This is a genomic window from Azospirillum sp. UENF 111221 (genome assembly GCF_058780625.1).
Genome location: NZ_JBSNCH010000005.1, coordinates 2,022,937 through 2,043,373 on the forward strand (window position 1 = coordinate 2,022,937; position 20,437 = coordinate 2,043,373).

16 protein-coding genes, 1 tRNA gene and 1 pseudogene are annotated in these 20,437 nt (G+C 68.8%); 10 read left to right on the forward strand and 8 right to left on the reverse strand.

All coding sequences use genetic code 11. The annotated features are described in order from the left end of the window. Positions 1-23 precede the first annotated feature (23 nt). The 4 genes from ACWPN3_RS24330 to ACWPN3_RS24345 all read right to left on the reverse strand — a co-directional run bounded on the left by ACWPN3_RS24330 (position 24) and on the right by ACWPN3_RS24345 (position 3,234). Positions 24-494, reverse strand: coding sequence for a DUF2000 family protein (locus ACWPN3_RS24330; protein ID WP_492239812.1), 471 nt, complete (start codon positions 492-494; stop codon positions 24-26). Positions 495-538: 44 nt separating this feature from the next. Continuing rightward, positions 539-1,396: an AraC family transcriptional regulator gene (locus tag ACWPN3_RS24335; RefSeq protein WP_492239813.1), complete on the reverse strand. Its 858-nt coding sequence runs from the start codon at positions 1,394-1,396 to the stop codon at positions 539-541. Between the two features lie 77 nt (positions 1,397-1,473). Beyond that, the gene (locus ACWPN3_RS24340; RefSeq protein ID WP_492239814.1) at positions 1,474-2,853 is read right to left on the reverse strand and encodes a leucyl aminopeptidase family protein; all 1,380 of its coding nucleotides are present in this window, start codon (positions 2,851-2,853) and stop codon (positions 1,474-1,476) included. 225 nt (positions 2,854-3,078) lie between these two features. After that, positions 3,079-3,234, reverse strand: a complete 156-nt coding sequence (locus ACWPN3_RS24345; RefSeq protein WP_492239815.1) for a hypothetical protein — start codon at positions 3,232-3,234, stop codon at positions 3,079-3,081. 39 nt (positions 3,235-3,273) lie between these two features. On the opposite strand from ACWPN3_RS24345, the gene ACWPN3_RS24350 reads away from it, so the two are divergent. The 3 genes from ACWPN3_RS24350 to ACWPN3_RS24360 all read left to right on the forward strand — a co-directional run bounded on the left by ACWPN3_RS24350 (position 3,274) and on the right by ACWPN3_RS24360 (position 5,668). Beyond that, complete coding sequence (locus ACWPN3_RS24350; protein ID WP_492239816.1) at positions 3,274-4,431, forward strand: GGDEF domain-containing protein; 1,158 nt, start codon at positions 3,274-3,276, stop codon at positions 4,429-4,431. 83 nt (positions 4,432-4,514) lie between these two features. Next, positions 4,515-5,165 (forward strand): glutathione S-transferase family protein, encoded by a 651-nt coding sequence (locus tag ACWPN3_RS24355; protein WP_492239817.1) that lies wholly within the window; start codon positions 4,515-4,517, stop codon positions 5,163-5,165. Next, entirely contained in the window at positions 5,162-5,668 is a 507-nt protein-coding gene (locus ACWPN3_RS24360) for a GNAT family N-acetyltransferase (protein WP_492239818.1), read from the forward strand. Before ACWPN3_RS24355 ends, ACWPN3_RS24360 begins: the two co-directional genes overlap by 4 nt. 115 nt (positions 5,669-5,783) lie before the next feature. Here ACWPN3_RS24360 and gltB read toward each other — a convergent pair. Both gltB and ACWPN3_RS24370 read right to left on the reverse strand, forming a co-directional pair. After that, a pseudogene (gene gltB / locus ACWPN3_RS24365) lies at positions 5,784-10,332 on the reverse strand (glutamate synthase large subunit). 96 nt (positions 10,333-10,428) lie between these two features. Then, a complete protein-coding gene (locus tag ACWPN3_RS24370) occupies positions 10,429-11,877 on the reverse strand; it encodes an NAD(P)-dependent oxidoreductase (RefSeq protein WP_492239820.1) in 1,449 nt (482 codons plus the stop codon). A 385-nt stretch (positions 11,878-12,262) separates the two neighbouring features. Here ACWPN3_RS24370 and ACWPN3_RS24375 point away from each other — a divergent pair, with 385 nt between their 5' ends. Next, positions 12,263-13,063, forward strand: a complete 801-nt coding sequence (locus ACWPN3_RS24375; RefSeq protein WP_109095962.1) for an undecaprenyl-diphosphate phosphatase — start codon at positions 12,263-12,265, stop codon at positions 13,061-13,063. A 90-nt stretch (positions 13,064-13,153) separates the two neighbouring features. On the opposite strand, the gene ACWPN3_RS24380 is transcribed toward ACWPN3_RS24375, so the two are convergent. Together ACWPN3_RS24380 and ACWPN3_RS24385 are read right to left on the reverse strand one after the other, a co-directional pair. Beyond that, positions 13,154-14,341, reverse strand: a complete 1,188-nt coding sequence (locus tag ACWPN3_RS24380; RefSeq protein WP_492239821.1) for an MFS transporter — start codon at positions 14,339-14,341, stop codon at positions 13,154-13,156. A 197-nt stretch (positions 14,342-14,538) separates the two neighbouring features. Further along, positions 14,539-15,510 (reverse strand): complex I NDUFA9 subunit family protein, encoded by a 972-nt coding sequence (locus ACWPN3_RS24385; RefSeq protein WP_492239822.1) that lies wholly within the window; start codon positions 15,508-15,510, stop codon positions 14,539-14,541. Between the two features lie 278 nt (positions 15,511-15,788). On the opposite strand from ACWPN3_RS24385, the gene ACWPN3_RS24390 reads away from it, so the two are divergent. From ACWPN3_RS24390 to lptB, 6 genes are all read left to right on the forward strand, one after another. Continuing rightward, positions 15,789-15,875 (forward strand) — tRNA-Leu (locus ACWPN3_RS24390). A gap of 121 nt (positions 15,876-15,996) precedes the next feature. Further along, the gene (locus ACWPN3_RS24395; protein ID WP_109095959.1) at positions 15,997-16,623 is read left to right on the forward strand and encodes a ribonuclease D; all 627 of its coding nucleotides are present in this window, start codon (positions 15,997-15,999) and stop codon (positions 16,621-16,623) included. A gap of 241 nt (positions 16,624-16,864) precedes the next feature. Continuing rightward, entirely contained in the window at positions 16,865-17,902 is a 1,038-nt protein-coding gene (locus ACWPN3_RS24400; RefSeq protein ID WP_492239823.1) for a KpsF/GutQ family sugar-phosphate isomerase, read from the forward strand. A 52-nt stretch (positions 17,903-17,954) separates the two neighbouring features. Continuing rightward, a complete protein-coding gene (gene lptC / locus ACWPN3_RS24405; RefSeq protein ID WP_247872776.1) occupies positions 17,955-18,728 on the forward strand; it encodes an LPS export ABC transporter periplasmic protein LptC in 774 nt (257 codons plus the stop codon). After that, on the forward strand, positions 18,725-19,621 hold the full coding sequence (locus ACWPN3_RS24410; protein ID WP_492239824.1) for an LptA/OstA family protein: 897 nt from the start codon (positions 18,725-18,727) through the stop codon (positions 19,619-19,621). The genes lptC and ACWPN3_RS24410 overlap by 4 nt, the downstream gene beginning before the upstream one ends. Continuing rightward, positions 19,618-20,409 (forward strand): LPS export ABC transporter ATP-binding protein, encoded by a 792-nt coding sequence (gene lptB / locus ACWPN3_RS24415; protein WP_109095958.1) that lies wholly within the window; start codon positions 19,618-19,620, stop codon positions 20,407-20,409. The genes ACWPN3_RS24410 and lptB overlap by 4 nt, the downstream gene beginning before the upstream one ends. Positions 20,410-20,437: the final 28 nt, after the last annotated feature.

Genomic DNA, 20,437 nt, shown 5'->3' on the forward strand with positions numbered 1-20,437 from the left:
TTGACGCTACCCCCTGTTGTTCCTCATCCGTGCAGGGTGAGGCCCTTCACCGTCTTGTCCACCGCCTTCTTCGGCCCGCGCAGGGCCAGCCCGACCAGATCGGGGCTGTCCGGGTCCTCGGCCTGGAAGGCGGCGCGGTTGGCGGCGTCGTGGCCGGTGGCGAACATGGCGGCGACATAGGGCACCAGCGTCAGGCCCCGCTCCAGCGCCGCATCGCGGACGGCGCGCAACTGGTCGCGGTCGGCGGCGAAGATCATCATCGGCTGGCCCAGCATGCGGCCATAGCGGCGGCCGGCACCGTCGACATACTCTTCGCCCAGCGCATCCGGTGCCGCGGCGGCGATCCCGGTGGCGAGGAAGGCGGCGACGTTCAGCTTCTGCCAGACCGCCAGATCGGCGCGGACGACCAGCGCGACCTTGGTGTCGAAGCGGACGGGTGCGTCCGCGGGGGTGGTTTCGGGCATCTGGCTGTGGGGCATCTGGCTGTCGGGCATGGCAATCATCTCCTTTGCCCCTTCAGATGCCCGACGGCGGCGCCTCAGTCTGGAACGTTCGTGCACAGATCGCGGTAGGCGGCCGGCGTCAGGCCATAGGCGCGGCGGAACCAGCGGCCGAGATGGCTCTGGTCGGCGAACCCCACCTCGGCCGCCACCAGGGCCGGCGCCTCGCCCTCGGCCAGCCGGCGCCGGGCGGCGCGCAGGCGCAGCCGGACCAGATAGGCATGCGGCGACAGGCCGAAGGCTGCACGGAAGCCGCGGTTCAGCCGGAACCGGTCGACGCCGGCCGCGGCGGACAGCGCGTCCAGCCCGACATCCTCGGCCATCCGGGCATGAAGCAGGTCGCGCGCCAAGCGGGCGGCGCGGTCGGGCTGCTGCGGCCGGCGGCCCTCCGGCGGTGCCAGATGGCCGGCCAGCCTCGCCGCCAGCCGGTCCAGCGACAGGTCGCGGGCCAGCCGCCCCTCGCGCCGGTGCAGGGCCAGGAAGGCGGAGCGGATCGTCGCCGCAAGGCCGGGATCGTCGGCCAGCGTGTCGCGGAAGCCCAGCGGCATGCCGGTTCCGCGCGGCGTCAGGCTGCGCAGCGCCTCGCTGCGGGCGGTCAGCAGCGGCACCGGCAGGTAGAGCATGGCGTAGGTGAAGCCATCCTCCCCCGGGCTGTGGCCGTCATGGGCCTCGCCGGGTTCGATCAGGATGACGCGGCCGGGAACGCTGGTGTGCAGCCGCCGCCGGCAGCGGAAGGCCTGCACCCCCTGCTCGGTGACGCCGACCAGAAGCTCGTCATGGTCGTGCAGGTCATAGGCATGGCCGCGGAAATGGGCGCGGATGGTCTCGATGCCGGTCTCCGCATCGCGGCGCACCGCCACCCAGTCATTCTTTCCGGCTGCCGTTCTTTCGGCCATGTGGCACCTCCGTCACCGGATCGAAGGACGGCGAAGCATGCCGCCGTCCTTCCCCCAGTCTCCACCGCCGTGGATGGTCAGCCGAACCGCTTGGCGATCACCGCATAGGCGGCGCGCAGGCCCAGCGCCTCGCCACCTTCCGGACGGCCGGGACGGGCCGAACCGTTCCAGGCATAGGTGTCGAGATGCGCCCAGGGCGTTTCCTTCGACACGAATTCCTGAAGGAACAGCCCGGCGGTGATGGCGCCGGCGAAGCCGTTGGCGGTGACGTTGTTGATGTCGGCCACCTTGCTGTCCAGCCCCTTGCGGTAGGGCGCCCACAGCGGCAACCGCCACATCGGATCGTCCTCCGCGGTCCCGGCCTCGGTCAGGTCGTTGGCCAGCGTGTCGTTGTTGGACATCAGCGCCGGCAGGTCGGGACCGAGCGCCACGCGGGCGGCCCCGGTCAGGGTGGCGAAATCGATCAGCAGCTCCGGCTTCTCCGAATCAGCCTCGGCCAGCGCGTCGCACAGGATCAGGCGGCCCTCGGCGTCGGTGTTGCCGACCTCGATGGTCAGGCCCTTGCGGGTCTTCAGCACGTCCTGCGGCTTGAAGCTGTCGCCGGACACGACATTCTCCACCGCCGGCACCAGCACGCGGAGCCGCACCGGCAGCCCGGCCATCATGATCATCCGGCCGAGCGCCAGCGCATGCGCCGCACCGCCCATGTCCTTCTTCATGATCAGCATGGCGGACGACGGCTTCAGGTCCAGCCCGCCGGTGTCGAAGCAGACGCCCTTGCCGACGATGGTCACCTTCGGGTGTTCCGGATTGCCCCAGCGCAGGTCGACCAGCCGCGGCGCCCGCGGGCTGGCGCGGCCGACGGCATGGATGGCCGGATAGTCGCGGTCGAGCAGATCCTGGCCGACGATGACCTCGACCGCCGCGTCGAACTCGGCGGCCAGATCCTGCGCCGCCTGGGCCAGCTCGGCCGGACCCATGTCGCAGGCCGGGGTGTTGACCAGATCGCGCACCAGCCAGGTGGCGGTCGCCGCCCGCTCCACCTCGCCGCGGTCGGCCTCCGCCGGCCAGACCAGGGCGGCGAAGCCCTTCTCGGGCGGCTTGCGATAGCGGGTGAAGCGGTAGCTGCCGAGCGCCCAGCCCAGCGCCGCCCGCGTCGCCGCCCGCGCATCCAGCGCCGCGTCGATCCGGTAGGAGCCGGCCGGCAGCGCGGCGGGCAGGCCGGCGAAGGCCCACAGGTCGTCGACCGCCGACACGCCGGCCAGCACGCGGGCGACGGCGCCGTCCGGCCCCGGCAGGAAGACGGTCGATCCGGCCTCGCCGGTGAAGCCCACGGCCTTGACCCAGGAGGCAACGGCCGGCGACTGCGCCGCCAGCCAGTCGGCCAGCCCGGCCTTGGTCACGGGGGTGAGGGCGACGGTGTCGGGACCGTCGACGGCAAGCAGGGTGGCGAGCAAGACGGGGGGTTCCTTTTCACGAGAACACGTCACGCATCCGATGCGGATGCCCATCCCCCAAGGATGGCGCGCCTGGAGCCGGCTGGAAAGGGGGGGCGTGGAACGGAGTGAAACGGTTGGCGCATGGATGTTTCCTCCGATCGGCATGGGCGCTGGGCGTCAGGTCCGGTGACTGCCGAATCCATGCCTCAACAAGCCTTTAAGGACAGGGAAAAGGAAAATCCGTCATGCGAACCAGAAGCCTTCGATTTCACCCACTTCACCAAAATCAGCGGAAAATTTCATGGCCCCGATCATTTTTGCAAAGCTCGATTGCGGTGTCCGATATTTCAGACTGAGAGATTTTCCCCAACGGCCCGGTTCACCAACAGCGACGTTCACGGTATAAGACCCTGTGATCATCAACCGGCGTTGCCGTCCATGATTGTGCTCGACATCGCCACAGTGCTGTTTCTGTACCAGTCATCACTTCTGGTGGGGGCGGCCGTCTTTCTGCTCGCGCGGTTGCGAAACGTCCCCGCATCGGGATTCGGCACGCTGGCGGCGGCGTTTTCCCTGGTGGGGACCGGCGGCGCCCTGGCCGGATTCGGCGAGCAGGCCATGCTGCCGAAGTTCGTCTGGACCCTGGGCAGCCTGCTGCTCGGCGTGGTCGGGCATGGGCTGCTGGCGCTGGGGATCGAACGCCTGCGGTCCGGGCGCCTGCCGCGGGGGTGGCGCCTGCTGGCGCTCTATCCGCTTTCGGTCCTGATCGCCGCTTGGGCGACCGGTTTCCACCTGGACAACCAGCTCCGCGCCGCCTTTTTTCATCTGAATGCGGCGCTTTGCCTGATGCTGGCGGCGCGGATCGTGACCCGGCTCCGGCGGGTCGAGCAGTTGCCGTCCTGCCGGCCGCTGGCGGCGGTGCTGGCGCTCAGCGGGGCGTCGTTCCTGCTCGGTGCTGTGGTCATCCTGTTCGTCGCGGATTTCGTGCCCTGGCTGGCCTGGGAGTTCTTCATCCAGATCCTGGGCAATTTCGCCGTCTCGATCCTGATCTACAGCGTCGCCACCGACCGGGCGGAGCGCAAGCTGAGCCTGATGGCGGAGCTGGACAGCCTGACCGGCATCGGCAACCGGCGCTGGCTGGAACGGATGCTGCCCGGCCATCTGCGTCCCGGCGACACCGTCTTCTGCATCGACCTCGACCATTTCAAGCGGATCAACGACCGGTTCGGCCATGCCGCCGGCGACACCGTACTGGTCGCGGTGGCGGCGACGCTGCGCAACCTGAAGCGTTCCGACGATGTGCTGGCGCGGATGGGCGGGGAGGAATTTCTGCTGTTCCTGCCGGAATTGCGGACATCGGACGCGCTGCCGGTCGCCGAGCGGATCCGCGAGGCGATCCAGGCGATCCCGTTCCAGCTTCAGGGAAACCCGCTGGGGGTGACGGCCAGCATCGGCGTCGCCCAGGTCGTCCGGCTGGGGGAGAACTGGCCCGACCTCGTCCATGCCGCTGACATGGCGCTCTACGAGGCCAAGCGCGACGGCCGCAACCGTGTCGCGCACGCGCCGCGGGTTCCCCAGGACCTCGTGCCGGCGTAAGAAGGGGGGAGCGGTTGCGCGAAGGCGCAATCCGTCGCTCCAACCGTTCCCATCCTATTCCTTCGCGCGAAAGGTGCCGTCCGATGTCCGACCCGACCCTGGTGATTGGGAACAAGGCCTATTCGTCCTGGTCGCTGCGTCCATGGCTGGTCCTCAAGCAGGCCGGGATCGCCTTCGCCGAGACCCCGATCGTCCTTCGCCAGCCGGACAGCGCCGCGCGCATCGCCGAGCATTCGCCGTCGGGCCGTGTGCCCGCCCTGATCCATGACGGGCTGACCGTCTGGGATTCGCTGGCGATCTGCGAGTATGTGGCGGAACTGGCGCCGGAGGCCGGGCTGTGGCCGGCGGACCGGGCGGCGCGGGCGGTGGCGCGCTCGGTGGCGGCGGAGATGCATTCCAGCTTCGTTTCGCTGCGCACCACCATGCCGATGGACCTCAAGCGCGACCGCAAGGGCCAGGGCATGACCGAGGCGACCGCCGCCGACATCGCCCGGATCGAGGCGCTGTGGGCCGATGCCCGCACCCGCTTCGGCGTCCCGGCCGGCGGTCCCTTCCTGTTCGGCGCCTTCACCATCGCCGACGCCATGTTCGCCCCGGTGGTGACGCGGCTGGAGACCTATGGCGTCGCGGTTTCGCCGGTGTCGCGCGCCTATATGGACGCCGTGCTGGCGCTGCCGGCGATGCGGGACTGGACCGCGGCGGCCAAGGATGAGCCGTGGGAATTTGAACCGTGAGCTTTACCGTCCGCACCGCCTGGCCGGAGGATGCCGCGGCGGTGGACCGGGTGCTGTCGGCCTCCTACCCGGCCCTGATGCCGGCCGGCTATCCGCCCGAGGTCATGGACCGGGTGCTGCCCATCATCACCCGGTCGAATCCGGCGCTGCTGGGCGCCGGCACCTATTATCTGGCGGAGGCCGCGGATGGCACGCCGGTGGGCTCCGGCGGCTGGAGCTTCGACTGGCCGGGTGAGCCGGTGCGTCCGCAGCAAGCCGGGCTGGCCCATGTCCGGCACTTCGCCACCCATCCCGGCTGGCTGCGCCGCGGCGTCGGACGGGCGCTGCTCGACCGCTGCTTCGCCGATGCCGCCGATGCTGGTGCATCGCGGATGCTGTGCTACGCCAGCCTGGTGGCGGAGGAGTTCTATGCCTCCGCCGGCTTCGTGGCGACCGGCCGGAATTCGATGGAGTTCCCGCCCGGCAACCGCTTCGACAGCATCGTGATGGAGCGGGGCCTTTAGCCAGGCCTCGCCCCGCGGAAACGGAAAACGGCGCGCCGTCCTGCCGGATGGCGCGCCGTTCTCCTATCCGCCCGCCGCCCCGCCGGTGAGGGCGGGGCGGAGGTTCGGCCGTCGGTCACTCCGCCGGGATGGCGCGCGGCAGGGTCACCGGCACGGCCAGACGGTGCAGCATCTCCTTCGGGACCACCTGCCAGAAGTGGCCGAGTTCACGCTGCCAGTCGTTGAGGATCTCGGCGGCGAAACGGCTCTGCGTCTCGGCGACATGCTCCTCGATCAGGGCGCGCAGCTGGGCCTCGTAATGGGCCACCTCGACCCGCTGGAAGATGACGCTCTCTTCGTTGATGAAGAGCGGCAGCGAGTCCTCCGGATCGTAGATGTAGGCCATGCCCCCGGTCATGCCGGCGCCGAAATTGTCGCCGACCTTGCCCAGGATGACCGCCGTACCGCCGGTCATGTACTCGCAGCCGTTGGAGCCGCAGCCCTCCACCACCACGGTGGCGCCGGAGTTGCGCACCGCGAACCGCTCGCCGGCCTGGCCGGCGGCGAACAGCTTGCCGGCGGTGGCGCCGTACAGCACCGTGTTGCCGATGATGGTGTTGCGGTTCGACTCCAGCGGGCTGCTGGTCGCCGGACGGACGACGATGGTGCCGCCCGACAGGCCCTTGCCGACATAGTCGTTGGCGTCGCCCATCACCTCCAGCTTGATGCCCTGGACCGCGAAGGCGCCCAGCGACTGGCCGGCGGTGCCGCGCAGACGGACGGTGATGTGGCCGGGCTGGAGCCCGAACATGCCGAACTTCCGCGTCACCATCGAGGACAGCCGCGTGCCGATGGCGCGCTGCGTGTTGCGGGCGTTGTAGGCGAGCTGCATCTTCTCGCCTTCCTCGAACAGCGGGCGGGCATCGGCGACGATGCGGGCGTCCAGCGTGTCCGGCACCTCGTTGCGGCCCTGCAGCGTGCAGTAGCGCGCGTTCTCGCCGGGATCGACCTGGGCCAGCAGCGGGTTGAGGTCGAGGTCGTCGAGATGGGCGCCGCCGCGGCTGACCTGATGCAGCAGGTCGGTGCGGCCGATCACCTCGGTCAGCGAGCGGAAGCCCAGCTTGGCCAGGATCTCGCGGACCTCTTCGGCCAGGAAGGTGAAGAGGTTGACGACCTTCTCCGGCGAGCCGACGAACTTCTCGCGCAGCTTCTCGTCCTGGACGCAGACGCCGACCGGGCAGGTGTTGGAATGGCACTGCCGGACCATGATGCAGCCCATGGCGATCAGGCTGGCGGTGCCGATGCCGAACTCTTCCGCGCCCAGCATGGCGGCGATGACGATGTCGCGGCCGGTCTTCAGGCCGCCGTCGGTGCGCAGCCGCACGCGGTGGCGCAGCTTGTTCAGCGTCAGGACCTGATGGACCTCCGACAGGCCCATCTCCCAGGGCAGGCCGGCGAACTTGATCGAGGTCTGAGGGGACGCGCCGGTGCCGCCGGAGTTGCCGGAGATCAGGATGATGTCGGCGTTGGCCTTCGCCACGCCGGCGGCGATGGTGCCGATGCCCGACCGGCTGACCAGCTTCACCGTGACCTTGGCGTCCGGGTTGATCTGCTTCAGGTCATAGATGAGCTGCGCCAGATCTTCGATCGAGTAGATGTCGTGGTGCGGCGGCGGGCTGATCAGCATGACGCCCGGCGTCGAGTGACGCAGCCGCGCGATCATCTCCGTCACCTTGAAGCCGGGCAGCTGGCCGCCCTCGCCGGGCTTGGCGCCCTGGGCGACCTTGATCTCCAGCTCGCGGCACTGGTTCAGGTACTCGGCGGTGACGCCGAAGCGGCCCGACGCCACCTGCTTGATGGCGGAGTTCCAGTTGTCGCCGTTCTTGTCGGGACGGAAGCGCGCCGGATCCTCGCCGCCCTCGCCCGAGTCGGACTTGGCGCCGATGCGGTTCATCGCGACGTTCAGCGTGCCGTGCGCCTCGGGCGACAATGCTCCCATCGACATGCCGGGCGTGATGAAGCGCTTGCGGATCGAGGTGATGCTCTCCACCTCGTCCACCGGAACGGCGGCCTTGGTGGTGCGGAACTCCAAGAGGTCGCGCAGCTGCATCGGCGGCCGCTTGTTCACCTGCTCGGAATACTTCTTGAAGGTGGTGTAGCTGTCGTTGGTGACGGCCTGCTGCAGGGTGTGGATGATCCCACCCTCCCAGCCATGGCGGTCGCCCGACTTGCGGAAGCGGTAGAAGCCGCCGACCGGCAGGGGCAGCGCCTCGCCGGCATAGGCCAGCGCGTGCTGCTCCAGGACCTTCTTCTGGATGCCGTTCAGGCCGATGCCGGAGATGCGGCTGACCATCGCCGGGAAATGCTCGGCGACCAGGGCGCGGCTGAGGCCGATGGCCTCGAAGTTGCCGCCGCCGCGGTAGCTGCTGATGACCGAGATGCCCATCTTGGACATGATCTTCAGCAGGCCGTCGTCGATGGCCTTCTTGTAGTTCGTCATCGCCTTTTCCAGCGACAGCGAGCCGAGCAGGCCGCGGCGCTGGCGCTCGGCCACCGCTTCCTGCGCCAGATAGGCGTTGACGGTGGTGGCGCCGACGCCGATCAGCACCGCGAAGTAATGGGTGTCCAGGCACTCCGCCGTGCGCAGGTTCAGCGAGGTGAAGGTGCGCAGGTTGGAGCGGATCAGGTGGGTGTGGACCGCACCGGTCGCCAGGATCGCCGGGATGGCGGCGCGGGCCGGGCCCATCGCCTCGTCGGTCAGGGTGACGTGGTTGGCGCCGCCGCGGACGGCGTCCTCCGCCTCCTGGCGGATGCGGCGCAGCGCGTCGCGCAGCGCGTCGGGGCCGCCGTCGACCGGGAAAGTGGCGTCGATCACCGCCGCGGTGTCGGCCATATAGTCCCGCATGGCGTGGAATTCGGCGGTGGTCAGCACCGGGCTGTCGAGTTGCAGCAACCGGGTTCTGGCTCTCATCCTCGTCCAGGATGTTGCCGAGATTGCCCAGACGCGTCTTCAGGCTCATCACCCGGCGCTCGCGAAGCGAGTCGATGGGCGGATTGGTGACCTGGGAGAAGTTCTGGCGGAAGAAATGGTGCAGGCCGCGGTACTTGTCGGAGAGCACGGCGATGGGGCTGTCGTCGCCCATCGAGCCGACGGCCTCCTTGCCGTCCTCCGCCATCGGGTGGAGGATCAGCTCCATGTCTTCCATGGCGAGGCCGAAGGCCATCTGGCGACGGCGCAGCTCGTCCTTCTCCATCTCCGACGGCTCGCCCTTCAGCGCGGCGGTCTTCACCAGCTCGTCCAGATGGGTGGTGTTCTTGACCCACTGGCCCCAGGGCTTCTGGCTGGCCAGATGGTCCTTCAGCTCACGGTCGTTGAACAGCTTGCCGGCCTGCAGATCGACGGCGATCATCTCGCCAGGCCCGAGGCGGCCCTTCTCGACCACCTGGTTCTCCTCGATCTTGACCATGCCGGTCTCGGAGCCGCCGATGATCAGGCCGTCGGTGGTGATGGTGTAGCGCATCGGGCGCAGGCCGTTGCGGTCCATGCCGCCGACGACCCAGCGGCCGTCGGTCATGGCGAGTGCTGCCGGGCCGTCCCACGGCTCCATGACGGAGTTGCAGTAGGCGATCAGGGCCTTGTGGTTGTCCGGCGTGGTCTGCGAGCTGGTCAGCGCCTGCGGCACCAGCATCATCTTGACCATCGGCGCGCTGCGGCCGGCGCGGACCATCACCTCGAACACGCTGTCGAGCGCGCCGGAGTCGGACAGGCCGACGCCGATGACCGGCTTCAGGTCGCCCATGTTGGCGCCGAACACCGGATGCTCCATCCGGGTCTCGTGCGCCTTCATCCAGTTGACGTTGCCCTTCAGCGTGTTGATCTCGCCGTTGTGGGCGAGCATGCGGAAGGGCTGCGCCAGCGGCCAGGTCGGGAAGGTGTTGGTCGAATAGCGCTGGTGGTAGATGGCGAAGGACGACTCGAAGCGGTCGTCGGTCAGGTCCGGATAGAAGGTGGACAGCTGTTCGGCCAGGAACATGCCCTTGTAGATGATCGAGCGCGCCGACAGCGAGCAGATGTAGAAGTCGTTGATGCGCTCGTTCTGCACCGCCTTCTCGATCCGGCGGCGGATGATGTAGAGGTCGAGCTCGAACTGCTCGTCCGACACGCCCTTGGCGTTGCCGATGATGATCTGTTCGATCTCGGGCCGGGTGGCGTTGGCCTTTTCGCCGATGATGTCGACGTTGATCGGCACCTGGCGCCAGCCGTAGATGTAGTAGCCGAAGGCCAGGATCTCGGTCTCGACGATGCAGCGGCAGGCTTCTTGGGCGTCCAGGCTGATGCGCGGCAGGAAGACCTGGCCGACCGCCAGATTGTTCTCCGGCGGCAGGTGGCCGATGATCTTGACGTGGTCCTTGAAGAACTTCTGCGGCACCTGGACATGGATGCCGGCGCCGTCGCCGGTCTTGCCGTCGGCATCGACCGCGCCGCGGTGCCAGACCGCCTTCAGGGCTTCGATGCCTTTTTCGACCACCGAGCGGCGGGGCTTGCCGTCGATCGCGGCGATGAAGCCGACGCCGCAGGCGTCGTGCTCGTCGGCCGGATTGTAGGCGTGGGCAGTGGTCAGCGCCGCGGCGTTGGCGCGGAAATCGGCGACGAACTGCTCACCCTGGTTCATCTCGGTGGTCATGGAACGACCCTTTCACAGTCTGGACGTTGACCTGGGGGGCCGAAGGGAAGGCCCCCTGGGGTAGACGGTGTTCTGATAGCGGAAAGACGGAGCGCCTTACTCGGCCGCGACGGCCAGCTTGGGCGCGCCGACGGTCTGGGCGTAGGCGTGCATGGCGTCGGCGGCGTCGCGGCCGTCGCGGATGGCCCACACCACCAGCGAGGCGCCGCGGACGATGTCGCCGGCGGCGAAGACGCCGTCCAGGCTGGTCATCTTGGTGCGGTGGTCGACCAGCAGCGTGCCCCAGCGGGTGACGGTCAGGTCCGGCGAGCCGAACATGCCCGGCAGATCCTCCGGCTCGAAGCCGAGCGCCTTGATGACGAGGTCGGCCGGCTCGGTGAAGTCGGAGCCCTCGATCACCTGCGGGGTCTGGCGGCCGGTGGCGTCGGCGACACCCAGATGGATGCGCACGGCGCGCACACCGGTGACGACATCGGTGCCGGTGAAGGCCTCGGGTGCGGCCTGCCAGACGAACTCGACGCCTTCTTCCTCGGCATGCGCCACCTCGCGCTGCGAGCCCGGCATGTTCTTGCGGTCGCGGCGGTACAGGCACTTGACCGAGGTCGCACCCTGGCGGATCGCCGTGCGGACGCAGTCCATCGCGGTGTCGCCGCCGCCGAGAACCACCACCTTCTTGCCGGCGGCGTTCAGCGAGCCGTCCTCATAGGCCTCCATGGAATCCCCGAGACCGACCTTGTTCGAGGTGGTCAGGTATTCCAGCGCCGGGACGATGTTCTTCAGCCCCGAGCCGGGGGCCTTGATGTCGCGGGCCTTGTAGACGCCGGTGGCGATCAGGATGGTGACGTGGCGCTCGCGCAGCTCGGCCAGGGTGGCGTCGCGGCCGACCTCGAAATTGGAATGGAAGATGACGCCGGCATCGGCCAGACGCTGGACCCGGCGGGCGACGACGTCCTTCTCCAGCTTGAAGCCGGGGATGCCGTAGACCAGCAGGCCGCCCATGCGGTCGTAGCGGTCGTAGACATGGACCTCGTAGCCCTTGGCGCGCAGCTCCTCGGCGGCGGCGAGACCGGCCGGGCCGGCGCCGACCACGCCGACCGACAGGCCCAGCTCGCGGGCCGGCTTGCGCGGCTTGACCCAGCCGTTTTCCCAGGCGGTATCGTTGATGTACTTCTCGACCGAGCCGATGGTGACGGCGCCGTGGGTCGACTGCTCGATGACGCAGTTGCCCTCGCACAGCCGGTCCTGCGGGCAGATGCGGCCGCAGATTTCGGGGAAGTTGTTGGTGGCCTGGGAGACCTCGTAGGCCTCCTCCAGACGGCCCTCGGCGGTCAGCTTCAGCCAGTCGGGGATGTTGTTGGAGACCGGGCAGTGCACCTGGCAGAAGGGAACGCCGCACTGCGAGCAGCGGTTGGCCTGCTCGCCGGCGCGCTCGTTGCTGAAGCGGGCATAGATCTCGGCGAAGTCCTGGCGGCGGTCGGCGGCAGACCGCTTGTCGGGCATCTTCTGCGCGGTGTGCACGAAGCCCAACATTTTCTGGTTCGCCATGACGTCTGCTCCTTGCTTCGCGGCCCCGCCCGCTGTCGCGGGGGCATCGCCTTGCTGGGCCTGACCGGGGGCTGCGGCTGTGGCCTACACCGACCGGATGGGTTGAAATCGAACGTCCGCGAAGTGGCGGACGCTCGTCATATAACGCATGCGCCCACCCCGCGGAAGCACAAAAACACCGATAGGTCCGGTTTGTTGACCTTTTCTTCCGCAAGGCTGAAATGCGTGGGCGTGGCGGTGGGGTGTCACAAAAACGCGACAGAAAATTAGTCCCAATTCAGGACTATCGCCCGAATAGGGGTACCGACCCCACGCCATCGCCAACCGCCGCCGCCGCCTGCTATAAGCGCTGCAACATTCACCGTGCCGAAGGCTGCGTGCCGCGATGATGATCGATCAATATCTGGACGCCACCCTCCTGGGGCTGATCGAGGGGCTGACCGAGTTCCTCCCCGTCTCCTCCACCGGCCACCTGATCATGCTGGACGAACTGCTGGGTTTCGAGGGCCCGCCCGGCAAGGTGTTCGAAGTCGTGATCCAGCTCGGCGCCATCCTGGCGATCTGCGTGGTCTATTTCCAGCGGCTGTGGCATGTCGCCACAGGGCTGAAGGACGATCCCGGCGCCCGGCGCTTCGTGATGGCGGTGGTCATCGCCTTCCTGCCAGCGATGGTGCTGGGCGCCGGCCTGCACGGCGTCATCAAGGCGGTGCTGTTCAACCCCACCGTGGTCAGCATCGCGCTGATCGTCGGCGGCATCGCCATCCTGCTGGTGGAGCGGCTGATCCCGGTCGCCCGCTACCACAAGATCGAGAATTTCTCCGCCCCGCTGGCGCTGAAGATCGGCTTCTGCCAGTGCCTCGCCCTGGTGCCGGGCGTGTCGCGGTCGGGTGCCAGCATCCTGGGCGCCCTGCTGATGGGCGTCGACCGCAAGGCGGCGGCCGAGTTCTCCTTCTTCCTGGCGGTGCCGACCATGGCCGGCGCCACCGTCTACGACCTCTACAAGAACTGGTCGGTGATGAGCCTGGACAGCGGCCTGCTGATCCTGGTCGGCTTCGTCACCGCCTTCATTGCCGCAGCATTGGTGGTGAGGACGCTGGTGGACTTCGTCGGCCGCTACGGCTTCACCCCGTTCGGCTGGTACCGCATCGCCGTCGGCACCGGCATGCTGGCGTTCCTTTACCTGTAAGGACGAGGGCCGCGACTGCGGCCCCCGCAGGCCCATGCCTGCGCAGGCAAGCGGCCGGATGGCCGCGCCCGCCGATTGAGGGCAAAAAAGCTAAACCACCCGCCGCGGCACCGCACGGGCCGCGGCGGCGGCCATGCCCAGCGCCAGCAGCGCGATCATCGCGAAGGCGGTGGCGAGGCTGGTGGCCTCGGCGATGAAGCCGACCAGCGGCGGACCGGCCAGCACGCCGGCATAGCCCATGGTGGACACCGCGGCGACCGCATGGTCGGGATGACCGCTGTCCACCGACCCCGCGGTGCTGAACAGCACCGGGACGATGTTCGACAGGCCGATCCCGGTCAGTCCGAAACCGACCATCGCCAGCACCGGCGCTCCCCCTCCGACGATCCCCCCGGCCAGCACGCAGCCCAGCCCGGCCGTGGCCAGCAGGCCGCCGGCACGCATCAGCGTCGCCCCGCCGAAGCGGTGGCGAAGCCGGTCGCCGCTGAACCGCCCGGCCGCCATGGCGGCGCAGAACACGCCGAAGCCCATGCCGGCGATGGAAGCCGGCGCCCCCAGATCGTCGCGCAGGTGGATGGCGCTCCAGTCCAGGATGGCGCCTTCGCCCATGAAGGCCATCGCGGCGAGCAGGCCAAGCAGCAGGGTCTTGCGGTCGGGCAGCACCAGCCCGCCGCCGCCGGAATTGCGGTCGGGCAGGAAGCGCCCCTGCAAGGCCAGGAACAGCGCCAGCAGCCCGGCCGACACCAGCCCGGCCTGCGCCGCCGGCGGCATCAGCGGCAACAGCAGCCCGCCCAGGCCGGCGCCGGCCAGCCCGCCGAGGCTCCACATTCCGTGCAGCGATGACATGATCGGCCGGCCCATCCGCCGTTCCACCAGCGCGCCCTGGGCGTTCATCGCGACGTCCATGGTGCCGCCCGACGCGCCGAACAGCGCCAGCACGATGCACAGCGTCGTCACGTCCGGCACCAGCGAGGGCAGGGGAAGCAGCCCGGCGAACAGCAGGGCGGTCACCCGCGTCACCGGCGCGCTGCCCAGCCGGCCCAGAAGCGGCCCGCTGGCGATCATCGCCGTCAGGGCGCCGACGGCGAGGCAGAGCAGGGCGGCACCCAGCACCGCCGGGCTGAGGTCGAGCCGGTTCTTCAGCAGCGGAATCTGCGTCGCCCACACGCCGAAGACGGTGCCGTTCAGGAAGAAGGCGGCGACGGTCGCCCAGCGCGCGACCGATGCCTGTTCCGCCATCCGGCCCGACACGCCCCGGATATCCTCTGCTCCCGTCATCACCGTTCCCGCCCTGGTTGAACCGCCCACATGACGGCGGCGGCGGGGTAATTCAAGCGGCGTTGGAGCAGGCGTGCCATGCCCGCGGCAGCAGGCCGATGGTCCGGGCAAAGGAAAAGCCCCGGCGCAGGGCCGGGGCTTTCGGGAGGCATGGGCGCGAACCTGCCTGCTGGCGGGCCTTGGCCCGGCAGGCGTTGTCAGTGCGCGCTGTTGGTCTGGCCGCTGAACTTGCCGCCGACGATGAAGCGCGACAGGTAGGTCGGCAGGATCACCTCGCAGGCCGCCAGCTCGGTGATGCCCAGATCCTTGAAGCCCAGCGCGCCCGGCGAGACGACGTTGTCCTGCTTCAGCAATGCCACCTGGTCGCGGGTCAGGGCCGGGGCCAGCACCGGCACCTTCTCCAGGATGCCGGCCAGCGACTCGGCGGCGTTCCAGGGGATGGTCACCAGCGGGCGGTGGCGCTGGATGTCCTTCTGGGTCAGCTCCAGCAGTTCGCGGAAGGTGTAGATGCGCGGACCGCCCAGCTCGTAGGTCTTGCCGCGGCTGGCGTCGCTGTCCAGCGCCGCGATCACGGCGTCGGCCAGGTCGCCGACATAGACCGGCTGGAACAGGGTCTTGCCGCCGCCGATCAGCGGCAGGACCGGGGCCTTCTGCGCCATCGCAGCGAACTTGTTGAAGAAATTGTCCTCCGGCCCGAAGACGATGCTGGGGCGCAGGATGGTCGCCGCCGGGAAGGCGGACAGCACCGCCTGCTCGCCGGCCGCCTTGGAGCGGGCATAGACCGACGGCGAGGAGGCGTCGGCGCCGATGGCGGAGATCTGGATCAGCCGGTTGACGCCCGCCGCGGCGGCCAGCCGGGCGATGCGCGACGCGGCGTCGACATGCACGCCCTGGAAGCTCTGGCTGCCGCGCTCGTACAGCACGCCCAGCAGGTTGATGGCGACATCCGCCCCCTGCAGCGCGCGGCCGACCGACACGTCGTCGGTGCAGTCGGTGGCGAACGGCACGATCTGGCCGACGGCGCCGGCCGTCTTCAGGAAGCCGGCCTTGCCCGGGTTGCGGGTGGCGATGCGGATGACGGCGCCCGACTTGGCGAGGCGCCGGATCAGGTGGCGGCCGATGAAGCCCGAACCGCCGAACACCGTGATAACCTGAGTGCGATAGGACATCGACCGTCTCCCGTGCCGTTGCGCGCCGAAACCGGGGTCTTCGCGCTTTTTGCGCGCGCCCCCGCGCGTCGTCCGACTGTGTGTCGCCATAAAGGACTGCTGGAACTGCGGTCCTGCTTATAGCGAATGGACCGCGCCCAATCTAGGGACTGCATCGCCGCGGCCGGTGCTCCGCGGGCGAAAACCCGCGATGCGGCAAAAAAATGAAGGGGCCGGAAAAAAGCTGTTGACGCCCCCCGGAAGGATCATTAAACAACCGCCCACACACCGAGCACCGAGCCCAGGTGGCGGAATTGGTAGACGCGCAGGTTTCAGGTACCTGTGGCAGAAATGTCGTGGAAGTTCGAGTCTTCTCCTGGGCACCATTTCTTTCTACCCGGCTGCGCCGCATGCACAGCTCCTTCGATCGAGAAGGAGGACGTGCAGAGCGGCGTTCGTCGTTTCTAGGGTCCATGGCCGGGGGCCTGACCACCCCGGGACGCGACCATGCCCATCGACCTTCATGACGGCGACCTCCCCGACGGCCTCGACCTCGGCGCCGGCGCCCGCGACAACTGCGTCGCCATCGACACCGAGACCATGGGGCTGAACCCCCACCGCGACCGCCTCTGCCTGGTGCAGCTGTCGGCCGGCGACGGTGCGATCCATCTGGTGCAGTTCCGCCCCGGCCAGTATGAGGCGCCGAACCTGAAGCGCCTGCTCACCGATCCCACCGTGACCAAGCTGTTCCACTTCGCCCGTTTCGACGTGGCGGTGATGAAGGCCTATCTGGGCGTCAGCTGCCAGCCGGTCTACTGCACCAAGGTGGCCTCCAAGCTGGTCCGCACCTTCACCGACCGCCATGGCCTGAAGGACCTGTGCAAGGACCTGCTGGGCGTGGAGATCTCCAAGCAGCAGCAGTCCTCCGACTGGGGGGCGCCCGAGCTGACCACCGACCAGATGAAGTACGCCGCGTCGGACGTGCTGCACCTGCACGACCTGAAGGCGAAGCTGGACGTCATGCTGGCGCGCGAGGGCCGCACCCACCTGGCCCAGGCCTGCTTCGACTTCCTGCCCGCCCGCGGCGAGCTGGACCTCGGCGGCTGGGAAACCCCGGACATTCTGGCGCACTGACAGCGGGCGTCTTTGGTGCTTCAAATGGCGGGAGGAATCCCTCTCCCCGCTCTCAGCGGACCTTCGGTCCGCCTGTCGCGACAGCGCAAACTTCGTTTGCGCGAAAGCGGGGAGGAGAGGGGGCTGACCGGGCGTTGATTTGACCCGGCGTCCGCCGGTGGGCATACTGCCTGATGCGCCTGTCCGGGAGTCCTCCGGGCAGGCGCCGTCTTTGTGAACGGCCCATCGCCGGGCCTTGCGAATGGAAGGCATCACAGCCTTGACCAGTGTCATTACGTCCAGCCTCGCCGGCAGCCAGGCCGTTTCGACGGAGTCGAGCCCGGTGGAAAACCGCGATCTCGCCTGCGCCACCCGCGTTCTGCGGACCGAGGCCGATGCGCTGCTGGCGCTGGCCGACAGCCTCGACGGCAAGTTCCTGCGGGCGCTCGACATCCTGCAGGGCATCGAAGGCCGCGTGATCGTCACCGGCATGGGCAAGTCGGGCCATGTCGCCCGCAAGATCGCCGCCACCATGGCCTCCACCGGCACGCCGGCCTTCTTCGTCCATCCGGGCGAGGCGAGCCACGGCGACCTCGGCATGATCGCGAAGATCGACGCGGTGGTGGCGCTGTCCAATTCCGGCGAGACGCACGAGCTGGCGGACATCATCGCCTACACCCGCCGCTTCGGCATTCCGCTGATCGGCATGACGCGGCGCGCCGCCTCCGCCCTGGCCGAACAGTCCGACGTGGCGCTGGTCATCCCGCCGGAACCGGAAGCCTGCCCGCTGGGGCTGGCGCCCACCACCTCCACCACCATGATGCTGGCGCTGGGCGATGCGCTGGCGGTGGCCCTGCTGGAACGGCGCGGCTTCTCCGCCGCCGATTTCCGCGAGTTCCACCCCGGCGGCCAGTTGGGCCGCGCATTGCTGAAAGTCACCGACATCATGCACAAGGGCGAGGATTTGCCCCTGTGCCGTCTTGACTCGCCGCTGTCCGACGTCATCTTCGAGATGACGGCCAAGCGGCTGGGCTGCGTCGGGGTGACCGACGATGCCGGCGCGCTGGTCGGGATCATCACCGACGGCGACCTGCGCCGTCATCTGACGCCGGAGCTTCTGGCGGAACGCGCGGACAGCATCATGTCGCCGCGGCCCAAGACCATCCGCCCCAAGGCGTTGATCGTCGAAGCGCTGCGCGAGATGAACGACAAGAAGATCACCACCCTGTTCGTGATCGAGGCCGACCGGCCGCTCGGCATCGTGCACATCCACGATGTCCTGCGCGCCGGTGCGGCCTGACGATTGTTCTGTCCATGATGGAAGCGAAGCGCCGAGCCGGAGGGACGAGGATTTGAGCCTGGACGACCTGCGCAGCCCTGATCGCACCGCCCCCGCCGCCCCGAGCAGCGGGCAAGGCTCCATCGGCGGCCTGTCCGCTGCCGGTGCGCCGAACCTTCGCGCGCCGGACCGCCGCCTGTCGGCCGCCGCCGAACCGCCGGCGGCGCTGCGGGCGCACCGGCGGCGCGACACCCGTCCGGTCAGCCGGGTCTACAGCCGTTTCGTTTCCGCAATGAAGTTCGTGCTGCCGGCGGCGGCGCTGGCGATGGTGGCCCTGCTGGCCGCCTGGCCGTCGCTGAACAGCCCGCAGAGCGCCCGCGTCAGCGCCGACGCCGGGCAGAGCGAGATGCTGAAGCCGCGCTATTTCAGCCTGGACGAGCACAACCAGCCCTTCTCGCTGGTGGCGGCCAAGGCCGACAAGTCGGCCGACCAGCCCGACATCGTCCTGCTGGACGACCCGCAGGCGGAGATGACGGAGACCACCGGCACCTGGGTGACCATGCGGTCCGACAAGGGCTGGTACAACCAGGCCACCGGCATCCTGCTGATGCGCGGCAACGTCCATGTGCTGCGCGACGACGGCAACGAGTTCACCACCAGCGAGGCCGAGGCCGACATCCGCAAGGGCAACGCCTGGGGCGACAAGGCGGTGACCGGCCAGGGTCCGCAGGGCGAGATCAACGCCATCGGCTTCCGCATGACGGACCGCGGCAAGAATGTCGTCTTCCTCAACCAGTCGAAGGCCGAGGTCCAGGCCGCCGAGCGCCCCGGGAGCAAGAAGCCGTGACGTCCAAACGGTCGCCAATCCGTCCCCCAACACTCCGTACCGCCCCCTTTTGTACCGCCCTGACCCTGTCGGCCATCCTGGCCGGCGGGTTTTTCGCTTTCGCATCTCCGATCTCCGCTCCGGCCTTCGCCCAGGGCCTGCCCGGCATGGGCGGCAAGCAGCCGGTGGAGATCAACGCCGACCAGGCGATCGAATGGCACCAGGACGTCCGCGCCTATGTGGCGCGCGGCAACGCGTCGGCCAAGCGCAACGACTCGACCGTCTTCGCCGACGTGCTGACCGCCTATTACCGCGAGACCCCGGGCAAGGGGAACGAGGTGTTCCAGCTGGTGGCCGACGGCAACGTCCGCATCGTCAGCCCGACCCAGCAGGTCTATGGCGACCACGGCGTCTATGACGTCGACAAGCAGGTCGCCGTCGTCACCGGCCGGGATCTGAGGCTGATCACCACCAAGGACGTGGTCACCGCCCGCGACAGCCTGGAATATTACGAGGCGCAGGACCTGACCGTGGCGCGCGGCGACGCGGTGGCGGTGCGCGGCAACGACCGGCTGCGCGCCGACGTGCTGATCGGCCGGCTGAAGAAGATGCCGGACGGCACCACCCAGATGGAGCGGATCGACGGGTCCGGCAACATCGTCGTCACCACCCCCACCGACGTGGCGCTGTCCGACAAGCTGGTCTATTCGGTCGCCGACAATGTCGCGGTGCTGATCGGCAACGTGAAGATCACCCGCGGCGACAACCAGCTGAACGGCGAAGCCGCCGAGATGAACATGAACACCAAGATCAACCGCGTCATCGCCGGCCGCGACGCCGGCGGCCGGGTCAGCGGCCTGCTGATTCCCGGCGAGAAGAACGGGCCCGGCGCGCCCGCGGGCAAGAAGCAGTGACCGTGCTGACCGCGAACGGGCCCGGCGCCGCTTCTGCCGGCAGCATCGCCGCAGCATCCGTCCCGACCGAAGGGCTGGTGGCCCAGCATCTTGGCAAGTCGTTCAAGAAGCGGCCGGTGGTGCGCGACGTCTCGATCAGCGTCCAGCGCGGCGAGGCGGTCGGGCTGCTCGGCCCCAACGGCGCCGGCAAGACCACCTGCTTCTACATGATCACCGGGCTGATCGCCGCCGACTCCGGCACGATCACGCTGGACGGCCAGGACATCACCGCGCTGCCGATGTACCGCCGCGCCCGGCTCGGCATCGGCTATCTGCCGCAGGAGGCCTCGATCTTCCGCGGCATGACGGTGGAGAACAACATCCGCTCCGTGCTGGAGGTGGTCGAGAGCGACCGCGACGCGCGCGAGGCGATGCTGGACGAGCTGCTGGCCGAGTTCTCGGTCACGCATCTGCGCCGCTCCCCCGCCCTGGCGCTGTCGGGCGGCGAGCGGCGGCGCGTGGAGATCGCCCGCGCGCTGGCCGGGCAGCCGCACTTCATCCTGCTGGACGAGCCGCTGGCCGGCATCGACCCCATCGCGGTGAACGACATCCGCGAGCTGGTCGGCCACCTGCGCGACCGCGGCATCGGCGTGCTGATCACCGACCACAATGTGCGTGAAACATTGGACCTCGTCGATCGGGCATACATTTTGCACGACGGTGTGGTACTAATGGAGGGACGGCCCGACGAGATCGTGGCGCACGAGGGGGTTCGCCGGGTCTATCTCGGTGACCGCTTCAGTCTGTAGCCCTCCGTTTCCACTGGTTCCGGTTCCA

What these genes read in the sequence shown, in the direction of transcription:
- ACWPN3_RS24330 (WP_492239812.1), bottom strand. Translation starts at nt 494, where the DNA reads ATGCCCGACAGCCAGATGCCCCACAGCCAGATGCCCGAAACCACCCCC.
- ACWPN3_RS24335 (WP_492239813.1), bottom strand. Translation starts at nt 1,396, where the DNA reads ATGGCCGAAAGAACGGCAGCCGGAAAGAATGACTGGGTGGCGGTGCGC.
- ACWPN3_RS24350 (WP_492239816.1), top strand. Translation starts at nt 3,274, where the DNA reads ATGATTGTGCTCGACATCGCCACAGTGCTGTTTCTGTACCAGTCATCA.
- ACWPN3_RS24355 (WP_492239817.1), top strand. Translation starts at nt 4,515, where the DNA reads ATGTCCGACCCGACCCTGGTGATTGGGAACAAGGCCTATTCGTCCTGG.
- ACWPN3_RS24370 (WP_492239820.1), bottom strand. Translation starts at nt 11,877, where the DNA reads ATGGCGAACCAGAAAATGTTGGGCTTCGTGCACACCGCGCAGAAGATG.
- ACWPN3_RS24375 (WP_109095962.1), top strand. Translation starts at nt 12,263, where the DNA reads ATGATGATCGATCAATATCTGGACGCCACCCTCCTGGGGCTGATCGAG.
- ACWPN3_RS24380 (WP_492239821.1), bottom strand. Translation starts at nt 14,341, where the DNA reads ATGACGGGAGCAGAGGATATCCGGGGCGTGTCGGGCCGGATGGCGGAA.
- ACWPN3_RS24385 (WP_492239822.1), bottom strand. Translation starts at nt 15,510, where the DNA reads ATGTCCTATCGCACTCAGGTTATCACGGTGTTCGGCGGTTCGGGCTTC.
- ACWPN3_RS24395 (WP_109095959.1), top strand. Translation starts at nt 15,997, where the DNA reads ATGCCCATCGACCTTCATGACGGCGACCTCCCCGACGGCCTCGACCTC.
- ACWPN3_RS24400 (WP_492239823.1), top strand. Translation starts at nt 16,865, where the DNA reads ATGGAAGGCATCACAGCCTTGACCAGTGTCATTACGTCCAGCCTCGCC.